This window comes from Burkholderia sp. MS455 (genome assembly GCF_016899445.1).
Taxonomy (GTDB): domain Bacteria; phylum Pseudomonadota; class Gammaproteobacteria; order Burkholderiales; family Burkholderiaceae; genus Burkholderia; species Burkholderia pyrrocinia_C.
The window spans coordinates 3,214,352-3,227,789 of record NZ_CP041778.1; the positions used below are offsets into that span (position 1 = coordinate 3,214,352).

The 13,438-nt window shown below is 66.1% G+C and carries 13 protein-coding genes and 1 pseudogene; 5 read left to right on the top strand and 9 right to left on the bottom strand.

Features of this window, described 5'->3' with window-relative positions:
* Window positions 1-98: 98 nt before the first annotated feature.
* Window positions 99-1,286: a glycosyltransferase gene (locus FPJ27_RS18760; protein WP_204422098.1), complete on the bottom strand. Its 1,188-nt coding sequence runs from the start codon at window positions 1,284-1,286 to the stop codon at window positions 99-101.
* Between the two features lie 397 nt (window positions 1,287-1,683).
* On the opposite strand from FPJ27_RS18760, the gene ispH reads away from it, so the two are divergent.
* Both ispH and hpnH read left to right on the top strand, forming a co-directional pair.
* Complete coding sequence (gene ispH, locus FPJ27_RS18765) at window positions 1,684-2,625, top strand: 4-hydroxy-3-methylbut-2-enyl diphosphate reductase (RefSeq protein WP_034181594.1); 942 nt, start codon at window positions 1,684-1,686, stop codon at window positions 2,623-2,625.
* 12 nt (window positions 2,626-2,637) lie between these two features.
* Window positions 2,638-3,798: an adenosyl-hopene transferase HpnH gene (hpnH, locus tag FPJ27_RS18770; RefSeq protein WP_034181593.1), complete on the top strand. Its 1,161-nt coding sequence runs from the start codon at window positions 2,638-2,640 to the stop codon at window positions 3,796-3,798.
* A gap of 225 nt (window positions 3,799-4,023) precedes the next feature.
* Here the strand turns inward: hpnH and FPJ27_RS18775 are convergent, their stop codons facing one another.
* Window positions 4,024-4,512, bottom strand: coding sequence for a hypothetical protein (locus FPJ27_RS18775; protein WP_072440021.1), 489 nt, complete (start codon window positions 4,510-4,512; stop codon window positions 4,024-4,026).
* A gap of 223 nt (window positions 4,513-4,735) precedes the next feature.
* Window positions 4,736-5,113 (bottom strand): hypothetical protein, encoded by a 378-nt coding sequence (locus tag FPJ27_RS18780; RefSeq protein ID WP_204422099.1) that lies wholly within the window; start codon window positions 5,111-5,113, stop codon window positions 4,736-4,738.
* Window positions 5,114-5,602: 489 nt separating this feature from the next.
* Here FPJ27_RS18780 and FPJ27_RS18785 point away from each other — a divergent pair, with 489 nt between their 5' ends.
* Together FPJ27_RS18785 and FPJ27_RS18790 are read left to right on the top strand one after the other, a co-directional pair.
* Entirely contained in the window at window positions 5,603-5,956 is a 354-nt protein-coding gene (locus FPJ27_RS18785) for a DOPA 4,5-dioxygenase family protein (RefSeq protein ID WP_072440019.1), read from the top strand.
* Window positions 5,957-6,075: 119 nt separating this feature from the next.
* A complete protein-coding gene (locus FPJ27_RS18790) occupies window positions 6,076-6,507 on the top strand; it encodes a nuclear transport factor 2 family protein (protein WP_204422100.1) in 432 nt (143 codons plus the stop codon).
* A gap of 57 nt (window positions 6,508-6,564) precedes the next feature.
* Here the strand turns inward: FPJ27_RS18790 and FPJ27_RS18795 are convergent, their stop codons facing one another.
* From FPJ27_RS18795 to FPJ27_RS18820, 6 genes and pseudogenes are all read right to left on the bottom strand, one after another.
* Entirely contained in the window at window positions 6,565-7,185 is a 621-nt protein-coding gene (locus tag FPJ27_RS18795) for a hemolysin III family protein (protein WP_047902192.1), read from the bottom strand.
* A gap of 196 nt (window positions 7,186-7,381) precedes the next feature.
* Entirely contained in the window at window positions 7,382-7,588 is a 207-nt protein-coding gene (locus tag FPJ27_RS18800; RefSeq protein ID WP_006480280.1) for a YbdD/YjiX family protein, read from the bottom strand.
* A gap of 12 nt (window positions 7,589-7,600) precedes the next feature.
* The gene (locus tag FPJ27_RS18805) at window positions 7,601-9,679 is read right to left on the bottom strand and encodes a carbon starvation CstA family protein (RefSeq protein ID WP_204422101.1); all 2,079 of its coding nucleotides are present in this window, start codon (window positions 9,677-9,679) and stop codon (window positions 7,601-7,603) included.
* Window positions 9,680-10,052: 373 nt separating this feature from the next.
* Complete coding sequence (locus tag FPJ27_RS18810; RefSeq protein ID WP_072440013.1) at window positions 10,053-10,451, bottom strand: type II toxin-antitoxin system VapC family toxin; 399 nt, start codon at window positions 10,449-10,451, stop codon at window positions 10,053-10,055.
* A complete protein-coding gene (locus FPJ27_RS18815) occupies window positions 10,448-10,693 on the bottom strand; it encodes an AbrB/MazE/SpoVT family DNA-binding domain-containing protein (RefSeq protein WP_072440283.1) in 246 nt (81 codons plus the stop codon). The genes FPJ27_RS18810 and FPJ27_RS18815 overlap by 4 nt, the downstream gene beginning before the upstream one ends.
* Before the next feature lie 117 nt (window positions 10,694-10,810).
* A pseudogene (locus FPJ27_RS18820) lies at window positions 10,811-12,299 on the bottom strand (alanine/glycine:cation symporter family protein).
* Between the two features lie 237 nt (window positions 12,300-12,536).
* Between FPJ27_RS18820 and dapF the strand changes: the two are divergent.
* Entirely contained in the window at window positions 12,537-13,367 is an 831-nt protein-coding gene (dapF, locus tag FPJ27_RS18825; RefSeq protein WP_204422102.1) for a diaminopimelate epimerase, read from the top strand.
* Window positions 13,368-13,438 lie beyond the last annotated feature (71 nt).

The following is a 13,438-nucleotide window of genomic DNA, read 5'->3' on the forward strand; positions in this document are numbered from 1 at the left end:
ACGACACAGCCCGACCGGTTTCCACCGATCGGGCTGTTTGCTTTCCGGCTGCCGGAACGGCAGCGTCCCGGGACGCGCGCCAACGGCGCGCGAAACGCTCAGCGCTCCACCGGCGCCTGCACGCGCGCCTTCCACTGGCCGCCCTTGCCGCGCCAGTAGCGCCACGCGGACGCGAACGTCGCGCCGACGTAGAACAGCGCGACGAGCGGCAGCGCGGGCGCCCACAGCGGCGAGCGCCGGTAGTAGCGCAGCATCGGCGCATACGCGGCGCACATCGACGCCCACGCGAGCCACGCCGGCCACGCGCGCGCGCCGTACGCGAGCGCCGCGACGGGCGGCACGAGGTAGATGACCGCCATCCCGAGCAGCGTGCCGGCCAGCAGCAGCGGCGAATAGTGCAGCTGCGTGAACGCGGTGCGCGCGATCATGTTCCAGATGTCGCGCCAGCTGTCGTACGGGCGCAGCGACACACTGCGGTCGGCCAGGTCGAGCCGGATCGGATGGCGGCCGCTGCCGCGATGCTTGATCTGCGCGGCGAGGCTGCAGTCGTCGATCAGCGCGCCGCGGATCGACTCGATGCCGCCCGCTTCCTCGAGCGCCGTGCGCTTCACGAGCATGCAGCCGCCCGCGGCGCCGGCCGTCCGGTTGCGCGGGTTGTTGATCCACGAGAACGGGTAGAGCTTCGCGAAGAAGAACACGAACGCCGGGATCAGCGCCTTTTCCCAGAACGAATCGCAGCGCAGCCGCACCATCAGCGACACGAGATCGCGGTGCTCGGCCTGCGCGCGCGTGACGAGCTGCGCGACGGCATCGGGCGGGTGGCCGATGTCGGCATCCGTCAGCAGCAGGTAGTCGGCCGGCAGGCCGAGCGTCTGCACCGCGGCGATCCCCTGCGACTGCGCCCACACCTTGCCCGACCAGCCGGCCGGCAGCGGCTTCGCGGCCAGCACCGTCAGCCGGTCGGCGCGGTTGATCGCGAGCGCCGCCGCACGGGCCGCGTCGGCGGTGCCGTCGTCGCTGTGGTCGTCGACGATGATCAGATGAAAGTCGCCCGGATAATCCTGCTCGAGCAGCGAAGTCGCCGCGCGGGCGATCACGTCGGCCTCGTTGCGCGCCGGCACGACCGCGACGACGGCCGGCCAGCCCGCGTCGGCCGCCGCACCGCGCGCGTCGGGCGGCAGCGGCCGCGCCGGCACCGCGCGCCAGAAGCCGCCGCGCGCGACGAGCAGCACGATCCAGATCATCAGCGACAGGCCGGACACCAGGAAAGCGATCACCAGCATCATCGGCGCGCCTCCGGCCGGACGCCGGCGTTTTGAATGGGGGTCAGGAACAAAACGCCCGAAACCGCTCGGGCGGCCGGGCAATACGCGTAAGAATCGACGGTCATCGAATGGCCTTGAAATGAGCGCGACGCCGGGCAGCCGGAGCGGCCGCCCGCGAAACCGCGTAGTTTACTGGGTTCCGCGCGCGCCAGCGCCGACGCGGCTCTCACGCAATTGCAACACGGAAGATACGGCACCAGAGCAAGGACTGCCCGATAGGGTTAAAATGCGCGATTAATTCGGGGTTCCGGGGCCTGGTCTGGCCGGTTCGTTCCTGCCTTCATAACTTCAAGCCGGGGCGATCGAGTTGGTGCCAGCTCTTCGAACCCCGGCGTCTGTCGTCGGAGTTCGCTCACTTATGCGAGTCATCCTTGCCCAGCCCCGCGGCTTTTGTGCGGGGGTTGTCCGTGCGATCGAGATCGTCGATCGCGCGCTGCAACAGCACGGCGCGCCGGTTTATGTGCGTCATGAGATCGTTCATAACCGGCATGTCGTCGAAAACCTGCGTAATAAAGGGGCACGATTCGTTGAGGAACTCGACGAGGTGCCGCACGGCGCTGTCGCGATCTTCAGCGCGCACGGTGTCGCCCAGACGGTCGAGCGCGACGCGGAAACGCGCGGGCTCGACGTGCTCGACGCGACCTGCCCGCTCGTCACGAAGGTGCACGTGCAGGGCCGCCAGTATGTCGCGGCGGGCCGCCGGCTGATCCTGATCGGCCACGCGGGCCACCCGGAAGTCGAGGGTACGATCGGCCAGATTCCGGCCGAGGTGATCCTCGTGCAGAGCGAAGCCGAAGTCGCGACGCTGACGCTGCCCGTCGATACGCCGGTCGCGTACATCACGCAGACCACGCTGTCGGTCGACGATACGCGCGGCATCATCGAAGCGCTGCAGCGCCGGTTCACCGACCTGGTCGGCCCGGACACGCGCGACATCTGCTATGCCACACAGAATCGCCAGGCCGCCGTGCGCGAGCTGAGCGAACAGGTTGACGTGCTGCTCGTCGTCGGCGCGACGAACAGCTCGAACTCGAACCGCCTGCGCGAGATCGGCACCGAAAGCGGTGTGCCGAGCTATCTCGTCGCCGACGGCTCGGAAGTGAAAGCCGAATGGTTTGCGGGCGTGCAGACGGTCGGCCTGACCGCCGGCGCGTCGGCGCCCGAAGAGATGGTCGAGGATGTAATCGGCGCGCTGCGCGCGCTGGGGCCCGTCGATGTCGCGACGATGGCGGGCCGTGAGGAAAAAGTCGAATTCAAGCTGCCGGCGAAGCTCACGCAAGCTGTCGCCCGCGAAGTTTAAGGAGGACATCCCTTGTCTATTCCGCTGCTCCAGCAAGTCCGTGTCGGCGCGTATATCGTGCGCCAGCACCTGTCCGGCAACAAACGCTATCCGCTCGCGCTGATGCTCGAGCCGCTGTTCCGCTGCAACCTCGCGTGCAACGGCTGCGGCAAGATCGATTATCCGGACCCGATCCTGAACCAGCGCCTGTCCGTCGAGGAATGCCTGCAGGCCGTCGACGAGTGCGGCGCGCCCGTCGTGTCGATCGCCGGCGGCGAACCGCTGCTCCACAAGGAGATGCCGGAAATCGTCAAGGGCATCATGAAGCGCAAGAAATTCGTGTACCTGTGCACGAACGCGCTGCTGATGGAAAAGAAGATGGACGACTACGCGCCGAGCCCGTATTTCGTCTGGTCGGTCCACCTCGACGGCGACCAGCAGGCGCACGATCACTCGGTGTCGCAGGAAGGCGTGTACGACAAGGCCGTCGCGGCGATCAAGGAAGCGAAGCGCCGCGGCTTCCGCGTGAACATCAACTGCACGCTGTTCAACGATGCGGTGCCCGAGCGCGTGGCGAAGTTCTTCGACACGCTGGGGCCGATCGGCGTCGACGGCATCACGGTGTCGCCGGGCTACGCGTACGAGCGCGCGCCGGATCAGCAGCACTTCCTGAACCGCGACAAGACGAAGAACCTGTTCCGCGAAATCCTGAAGCGCGGCGAAGGCGGCAAGCGCTGGTCGTTCAGCCAGTCGTCGCTGTTCCTCGACTTCCTGGCCGGCAACCAGACGTACAAGTGCACACCGTGGGGCAACCCGGCGCGTACGGTGTTCGGCTGGCAGAAGCCGTGCTACCTGGTCGGCGAAGGTTACGTGAAGACCTTCAAGGAACTGATGGAAACGACCGAGTGGGACAACTACGGCGTCGGCAACTACGAGAAGTGCGCTGACTGCATGGTCCACTGCGGCTTCGAGGCAACGGCCGTGATGGACACGATCGCGCACCCGCTGAAAGCGCTGCGCGTGAGCACGAAGGGCATCAAGACCGACGGCCCGTTCGCACCGGACATCTCGATCGCGAAGCAGCGCCCTGCCGAGTACGTATTCTCGCGCCACGTCGAGATCAAGCTCGAGGAAATCCAGCGCGCCGGCAAGGGCAAGCTGCAGAAGCCGGCGAAGCCGGCAACGGCGGCTTAAGCTTAAGCGCATTTCGCCGCGCGGCGGCCGTGCCTCCGCGCCGGCGGGCATGAATGAAGCGCCACGGAGTTCGCTCCGTGGCGCTTTTGTTTTGGGCCGCTGGATTGTGCCCGCACCACATTGTCGCGGCGGCCGCGCAATCGCCGACGTCGCGCGATTGCATCGGCCGCGCCGGTGCGGCCGGCCCTGTCTCCTCCATCCTCCCTGCAAAACTGGCGCGCGGCACTACGCAACCAGCGATGCGGCCGCGTTCATACGCATCTTCTCCGCCGCGCTCGCGACGAGCGCCGGCTGGCCGCTCGTCGCGAACACGCAGACATGACGCCACAGCTCGGCAAGCCGATGCCGCGTAAGCGTCGCAACGCAGGTATCGTGCGCCGCAAGCACGCGCTCGAGCACTGCGCATTCGTCGTCGCGCAGCGCCCATGCGCCGCTTTGCGCCGCGCGCGCCACGCCCGCATCGAGCGCACGCTCCGCGTCGACGCACAGGTCGATGTCCGCGCCCCCGCACACCGCATCGTCGATCGCCAGGAACACCAGATAGACGCTCGTGCGCAACCGCATCAGCAGCGCCTCGTTGCCGTGCTCGCCGCGCAGCGCGACGAGCGCCATGTGGCATTTCAGCGAGATGTCGCGTGCATGCGCGGGCGGCAGCGGCAGCAGCCATTCGCGGGTCAGCGGCACGCGGCGACGGTTCTTCCGGCCGGCCTTCATGATTCGCGCTCGCCCTCGGCAGCATCGCTCGACGCGAAATCCGGCCACGCGGCGCGACACGCGGCCGTGCCGCGCCCCGCAGTGCGGTTGTCCTTCGCACGGCGCCGCGCGCCGTGCCCGTCGTTGCGTCGCGGCGTCGCTCGCGCATCCGGCAACCGGCTCGGTGCCGACGCGCGCGCGACGTTGGCGAATCGAAGCTGGCAAGCCATGCTCGTCTGCCGCATCAGAACGTGTTCTCGCCTTTCAGGTAGTACGCGGTCTTCACGAAGAACGCCTTGACCGGATGGCCGCCCTGCACGTCGCGCGCGGCGCGCGCTTCCATCGCGGCCCGCTCTTCGCGCGACCGGTCGGGCACCGGATTGCGGACACGTTCGAGCGCACGCTGCATCGCGAGCGGATAGTTCTGGTTGCCGGCCGTCGTCGCGCGATAGCCGGCACGCGCCATCTGCATCAGTTGCGCGTCGGTTTCGGCACGCGCCGCCGACCAGCTCAGCCGTGCGGCATTCGGCGACCAGTCGGAACCGGCCGACTGCGCGAAGCTGACGGCGGGCAGCGCAACGAGTGCGCAAGAAAGAACGGCAACAGGAACGAGGGATCGCATGGTGGCCTCCAGATGGTTGTCCCCGCATCGATCGCGATCGTCGATGCGTTGAAACCATCGTATGTCGCGCCGCATTCCGCTTGAATAGCCGATTTCGCAATTGATATTTTCAGCCTTGCATTCGGCGTGCGATCTGCGTCATTCCCCCATCCCGCCGAAACGGAATTTCTTTATTTCATTCAACTGCCTGATTGCATTTTTCCGGTTTCCTCAAAGCACGCTCGCACCGCTTTTTCAATTTCCGAAATGACGTGTTGCCGGTGCCACCCCGGCCAGCGCACGTGCCGGCGCGGCTTCCGGCGTGATATCGCGCATGCCGATACCACAAGCCCGGTTTCGTCGGATCAAACGGTTCTTCTGATACAGGACAAATCATCGGCTTCGGATTGCCGGACCGTGACACGACGCATACGGCAAGGACGCGCGATAATCACGCATCGGCCGTTTCGCACGGCGCTTCATGCATTCCCATTTTTATCGAGTCCTTCCATGGCTGCCCTCGACACTACCGCCATCGACAGTTGGCACGCGCACGTCTATTTCGATGCGGCCAGCCGCGACGCGGCCTGGGCGTTTCGCCAGGTCGTCGACGAACGGTTCGGCGCGGTCATCGAACTCGGCCGCTTTCACGAACGCCTCGTCGGCCCGCATCCGGCATGGTCGTACCAGATCGCGTTCGACGCCGCGCGATTCGACGACATCGTGCCGTGGCTCGTGCTGAACCACGGCGCGCTCGATATCTTCCTGCATCCGAATACCGGCGACGACCTGCGCGACCATCGCGATTGCGCGGTGTGGATCGGCAAATCCTATGTGCTGAATCTCGACGCGCTGGCCGGATAAGGTCTGACGCGCGGCCGCCTTCAACCAGGGCCGCATCCACGTTTCGGGCCGACGTGAAACGTCTCGCGGCGTCGCGCTCATACAGTGGGTTCCGTTATCGACACTTCAGGGAACCCGCCATGACACACGCCGACGCCGATGCCCGGCGCATCCATGCAGGCTGGCACGCCGCCGTCGTCGCTCGCGATCTCGATGCGCTGATGTCGCTGTACGCGGACGACGCGGTGCTCGAAACACCGCTCGCCGTCGTCACGCTGCCCGACCACGGCTCGGGCGTGCTGCACGGCAAGGCCGCGATCGGCGAGTTCTTCGCGGCCGGCCTGCGCAATCCGGGCAACAGGCTCGGACGCTGGTACCGGACCGGGTCGTTCTTCTCGAACGGCCGCCAGCTCACATGGGAATATCCGCGCGAAACGCCGGAAGGCGACCAGGTCGATCTCGTCGAGGTGATGGATCTGCGCGACGGGCTGATCGCGCATCATCGCGTGTACTGGGGATGGGTCGGCTTTCTCGCGCTGCAAGCCGCGAAGCCGGCGCCCGACCGCGCCTGACGGCCGCCGGCGAGCGGGCCGCGGCCATGACCGCCGCGCGCCGACAGCGCATTCCGCTCACGCCACATACATCGCGACACTGACGAACTGGCACAGGCTGCCGGCCAGCACGAACAGGTGCCAGATACCGTGCCCGTGACGGATGCGTTCGTCGTTGATGAAGAAGTAAATCCCGGCGCTGTAGATCACGCCGCCGGCCACGAGCCACGCGGTGCCCACCGGCGGCAGCGCATGGATCAGCGGGCGCACCGCGACGAGCGCGAGCCAGCCCATCAGCACGTACAGGATCATCGACAGCATGCGCGTGCGCCGCCCGAGCGTCAGTTCCTGCACGATGCCCAGCACGGCGAGCCCCCAGCTCACACCGAACAGCGACCAGCCCCACGGGCCGCGCAACGTGACCAGCGTAAACGGCGTGTAGCTGCCGGCGATCAGCAGGTAGATCGCCGAATGGTCGCATTTCTGCAGGATCGCTTTCAGGCGCGGGTTGCGCACGCTGTGGTACAGCGTCGAGATCGCATAGAGCAGGATCAGCATCGCGCCGTACACGCTGAAGCTCACCACCTTGTACGGGTCGCCTTCGAGCGCGCCCATCGTCACGAGCGCCACGAGGCCCGCCACCGACAGCACCGCGCCGACGAGATGGGAAATGCTGTTGAAACGCTCACCGACATGCACGACGTGTTCTCCTGCGGGTTCACCGGGGAAAAATGAGTTCTATGATACCGGCCGCCGGACGTTGCCGTGCTGCGCGCCGGCAAACGACGCGGCGATATCCGCGACAGGCGCGCCGTCTGCCCCGCCAAAGAAAAAGCGCCGCGAAATCCATCGCGGCGCTTCCTTGTAAATCACAGAACCCTTTCACCGGCCCGGTTCAGCAGCACTTCCCTGCTCCCGACCCGTACCGCGCATTCTGACGCTCGCGGAAAAATTCCTCGTACGTCATCGGCTCGCGGTCCGGATGGGTTTCGCGCATGTGCGCGACATAGGTGTCGTAGTCGGGCAGGCCGACCATCAGCCGCAACGCCTGCCCGAGGTAACGCCCCGCGCTGCGCAGGTCGCTGCCAAGATCGCTGAACATCGCGGCCTCCCCTTAACGTCCGCTGCCGAGCGCCTGCGCGGCCGGCATCGCTTCGTACGGCGTCTCGCGCACGGTCGGCTTCGACTCGCGGCGCGCGCGCAGCACGGCGATCACGCCGTACACCGCGATGCAGATGACGACGAAGATGAACAGCCCGGCCAGCGCCGCATCGATATAGTCGTTGAAGATGATCCGCTTCATCTGCGCGATCGACTTGGCCGGCGCGAGCACCTTGCCTTCGTCCACCGCGGCCTGCAGCTTCGCGGCGTGCGCGAGGAAGCTGACCTTCGGGTTCGCGTCGAAAATCTTCTGCCAGCCGGCCGTCAGCGTGCAGATCAGCAGCCATGCCGTCGGCACGATCGTCACCCATGCATAGCGCTCGCGCTTCATCTTGAACAGCACGACGGTGCCGAGCACCAGCGCGATCGCGGCGAGCATCTGGTTCGAGATGCCGAACAGCGGCCACAGCGTGTTGATGCCGCCGAGCGGATCGACCACGCCCTGGTACAGGAAGTAGCCCCATGCGGCCACGCACAGCCCGGTGGCGACCAGGTTCGCGGGCAGCGACTCGGTGCGCTTGAGCGCCGGGTGGAACGTGCCGAGCAGATCCTGCAGCATGAAACGGCCCGCGCGCGTGCCGGCGTCGACGGCCGTCAGGATGAACAGCGCCTCGAACAGGATCGCGAAGTGATACCAGAACGCCATCATCGCTTCGCCGCCGATCACCTGGTGCAGGATGTGCGCCATGCCGACAGCCAGCGTCGGCGCACCGCCCGCGCGCGCGATGATCGTCGTTTCGCCGACGGCCTTCGCGGTCTGCGTGAGCATGTCAGGCGTCAGCACGAAGCCCCACTGCGTGACGGTGTTCGCGACGGCTTCCGGCGTCGAGCCGAGCACGGCGGCCGGCGCGTTCATCGCGAAATAGATGCCCGGCTCGATCACGCACGCGGCGACCAGCGCCATGATCGCGACGAACGATTCCATCAGCATCGCGCCGTAACCGATGAAGCGCGCGTTGGTTTCGTTGTCGATCAGCTTCGGCGTCGTGCCCGAAGAAATCAGCGCGTGGAAGCCCGACACCGCGCCGCACGCGATCGTGATGAACAGGAACGGGAACAGGTTGCCCGACCACACCGGGCCCGTGCCGTCGACGAACTTCGTCAGCGCGGGCATCTTCAGTTCCGGCGCGACGACCAGGATGCCGATCGCGAGGCCGAGGATCGTGCCGATCTTCAGGAACGTCGACAGGTAGTCGCGCGGCGCGAGCAGCAGCCACACCGGCAGCACCGATGCGACGAAGCCATAGCCGATCAGGATCCACGTGAGCTGCGTGCCGCTGAACGTGAACCACGCAGCGAGCGCGGGCGAATCGTGCACGGTCTGGCCGAACGCGATCGACGCCATCAGCAGCACGAAGCCGATGATCGACACTTCGCCGATGCGGCCCGGACGGATGTAGCGCGTATAGACGCCCATGAACAGCGCGATCGGAATCGTCGCGGCGACGGTGAACGTGCCCCACGGCGAATTGGTCAGCGCCTTCACGACGATCAGCGCGAGCACCGCGAGGATGATCACCATGATCAGGAACGCGCCGAACAGCGCGATCACGCCGGGCACGGTGCCGAGCTCCATCTTGACGAGATCGCCGAGCGAGCGGCCGTCGCGGCGCGTCGAGATGAACAGCACGATGAAGTCCTGCACCGCGCCGGCGAACACGACGCCGGCCAGGATCCACAGCATGCCGGGCGTGTAGCCCATCTGCGCGGCGAGCACGGGCCCGACGAGCGGCCCCGCGCCGGCGATCGCGGCAAAGTGATGGCCGAACAGCACGTACTTGTTGGTCGGCACGTAGTCGAGGCCGTCGTTGAACTTGACCGCCGGCGTCATCCGCAGCCCGTCGAGCTGCATGACCTTGCTGGCGATGAAACGGCTGTAGAAGCGATACGCGATCAGATACACGCAGACAGCGGCGATCACGATCCAGAGGGCACTCACGCGCTCGCCGTGCGCGAGTGCGATCGTTCCGAACGAGAACGCGCCGAGCAGCGCGACCGCGATCCAGAGCAGGGTACTGGAAGCCCGATTCATGGCGTCTCCTGGTCTCCAATGTGGTTTTGATGGCATGCGGCCAAGTGGCCGCACACGCGTGACGTCGATGCGTCGTGCCGCAGTCTTGCAAAGGCCGCGACAATGGGCCGTAGTATTCCGTGCGACAGGGGCGGCTTACAAGCGGATAACTACGTATGCGGGGCTACGTAGAATTACGTAGATGCGCTTTTGCCATTCGAAGGGAAGGAAAAAGGGAAATCCGTATTTTGCGGTGGATGAATGGTGCAGTACCACATCCGCCCTCCGCTCTGTGTTTTCCCATGGCTACTCAGCGGTTTTGCGCGCCTGCGCTCGCTTTGTCCGAAATCCTCTAGCAACCCAGTTGCCACACTGATATCGGCTCGCGCCGTGATTACTTGATCAACTGCATACCAGCGACCTTCGAAGCCGTCACGTCGAAAGTAGCTGTGTACTCGCACTCGGCCACGTGCCCCGACCGCTCGATCAGGCAATCCGCGAAATCCGCCTTCGCAGACGCCACGAAAACGCGAAGTGCCTTTCGCACCGTGTCAGCACCTTCAACGACCAGCTCTTTGGTGCCGATCATGGAGTCGATGATGTCGTTCATCTGCTCGCGCTCGACGCCATAGCAGCGCGCGAGCACCCATACGACCTCGACCAGGGCAACCTGCGAAACGTACCCCGGCCGTTCGGCCGACAGGGACTCCATCAGCGCCGTCGCCTTCTTCGACTGTACGGCGTCGTCCTGTGCGAAGTAACGGACCAGCACGTTCGTATCCAATCCGATCATTGCGCGGATGCCCCCTGCTCCGCGATAGCCCGGTTCATGTCCTCGATCGACACGGGTTTCGCGGGCTTCTTCACGATGCCCTTGAGGGACGCCAGCGGGCGCGTGGCCGGGTAAACCTCATACCGGCCGGTTGTCTCGTTGAGGCTGAATTCGATCCGGTCGCCAGCCTGAAGACCAAGCTGATTGCGCACGTCCACGGGGATCGTGACCTGGCCCTTTGAAGTGATGGTTGCTGCTGTCATGATGGCACCTCCAATATTCCTTACTTTATGGTAAGGGATATTGCCGTTGAAGGCAATTTCGGCGCGCACAGCTGACTCGACGCGCACAGCCGGCCCCGCGTCCGCGCCGTGCAGGCGCTACGATTGCCGTTCCGCAGTCACGACCGACGCGGTTCGACCGTCCGGTTCGCCATTTGCCGCCTCCCGCTTTTCCCAGAACGTCGCGTTCGCGATCCCGAGCGCGGCCGGATCGAACGACGGCTCGCGCCGCGCGCTTCTGCGCCTCGTAGTCGCGCAGCGCCTTGAGCGCCGGCTTCTGCAGCAGCAGGATCGCGACGAGGTTCAGCCACGCCATCAGCCCGACGCCGATGTCGCCGAGCGCCCACGCGACGCTCGCGCTCTTCACGGCGCCGTACAGCGTCGCGAGCAGGATCACCGCGCGCAGCACGAACGTGCCGGCGGCGCTGCTGCGCGTGCGGCTCAGGTACGCGACGTTGGTTTCCGCGATGTAGTAGTACGCGAGGATGGTCGTGAACGCGAAGAAGAACAGCGCCATCGCGACAAATGCCGCGCCGAAGCCGGGCAGCACCGATTCGACGGCCATCTGCGTATAGCCGGGGCCGGCCTCGATGCCCGCGGCGCCCGAGAACAGCGCGCGGCCGCTCGGCGCGACCACGTTGTAGGCGCCCGTGATGAGGATCATGAAGCCCGTCGCCGAGCAGACGAACAGCGTATCGACATAGACGGAGAACGCCTGCACGAGCCCCTGCTGCGCCGGGTGTTTCACTTCGGCGGCGGCCGACGCGTGCGGGCCCGTGCCCTGCCCCGCTTCGTTCGAATAGACGCCGCGCTTCACGCCCCACTGGATTGCCATGCCGAGCACCGCGCCGAAGCCGGCCTCGAAGCCGAACGCACTCTCGAACACCAGCGCGACGACGCCCGGCAGGCGTTCGATGTCGAGCGCAATCACCACGCACGCGATCAGGATGTAGCCGAGCGCCATGAACGGCACGACGATTTCCGCGACGCGCGCGATCCGCTTCACGCCGCCGAAGATGATCAGGCCGAGCAGCAGCACGAGCACCGCGCCGGTGACGGGCTTCGCGATGCCGAACGAATTCTCGATCGCGGACGAGATCCCGTTCGCCTGCACGCCGGGCAGCAGCAGCCCGCACGCGAGCACGGTCGCGATCGCGAACGCCACCGCGTACCAGCGGATGCCGAGCCCCTTCTCGATGTAATACGCGGGGCCGCCGCGATACTGCCCTTCGCGCCGCACCTTGTAGATCTGCGACAGCGTCGATTCGACGAACGCGGTGCTCGCGCCGAGGAACGCGACGAGCCACATCCAGAACATCGCGCCGGGGCCGCCGAACGTGATGGCCGTGGCGACGCCCGCGATGTTGCCCGTGCCGACGCGCCCCGACAGCGACAGCGCCAGCGCCTGGAACGACGACACGCCTTCCGCCGAGGCCTTGCTGCCGCGCATCAGGCGCAGCATCTCGATGAAGTGGCGGACCTGCGCGAAACGCGTGCGCAGCGAGAAGTACAGCCCTGCGGCGAGGCAGAGGAAGATGAGCGCGGGGCTCCAGATGACACCGTTGATCGAATCGACGAGTTGTTCCATAGGGCGTTTCTGTTGAGAACCGGGTGACACGTGGCGGTGGGTCGGATCCGCTGCACGAATGCACGCGATAACCGACTAGGACATATCCGAATTCAATCTTTCATTTATATTACATGCCTTACGATTCATTTCGGAATCCGGGTGAGCCCCAAGTGGTGCGTCGCACACCGACCACGTCGATTGATCCGCTCCGGCAAGCCACGTACAGTGTTCGCGTGCCTCGATTCCGGAACCGCCATGCCGATCCGATTTCAGAAGATGAACGCGAATGGCGATGACTTCGTCGTCGTCGACCTGCGCGGCCAGGATCAGGCTCAAGCACACGCGATCGACCGCGACCTCGTCCGGCGCATGGGCGACCGGCATCGCGGCATCGGCTTCAACCAGCTCGCGGTGCTATCGGACTGCGACGACGCGGCCGCCCGCGTCGCGTTCTGGAACCCCGACGGCTCGATGCTCGATACCTGCGGCAGCGCGACGCGCGGCGTTGCGTGGAAGGTGATGCGGGAAACCGGCGCGGCGTCGGTCGTGCTGCGCACCAACCGCGGGCGCCTGCTCTGTTCGCACGATGCGCACGGGCTGATCACGGTGGAGATGGGCACACCGCGCATCGGCTGGCAGGACGTGCCCGTCGCCGAAGCCGTCGACACGCTCGCTCTTCCGTTGCCCGGCGCACCGGCCGCGTGCAGCATGGGCAATCCGCACTGCACGTTCTTCGTCGACGATCTCGATGCGATCGATATCGAAGCGCTCGGCCCGGCAATCGAAACGCATCCGCTGTTTCCGCTGAAGACCAACGTGCACTTCGTTCAGGTCGTCAGCCGCTCGCATATCCGCCTGCGCATCTGGGAGCGCGGCGGCGGCGTGCCGCTTGGTTCGGGCTCGTGTTCGTGCGGCGCGGCGATCAACGGCATCCGGCGCGGGCTGCTCGACCACACGGTGCGGGTGGAATGCGACGGCGGCGACGTCGCCGTTCAATGGGACGGTACCGGCAGCGTGTTCCTGAGCGGGCCGGTCGCGTTCGGTTTCGACGGGGTGTGGGTGGGCGGGAAGATGCCGGCAAGCTGAGCACCGGCATTGGCGATATTCGCGGCGTGGTGCGAATCACGATACCGATTCGCGCCGGATGCGCGGCGGCA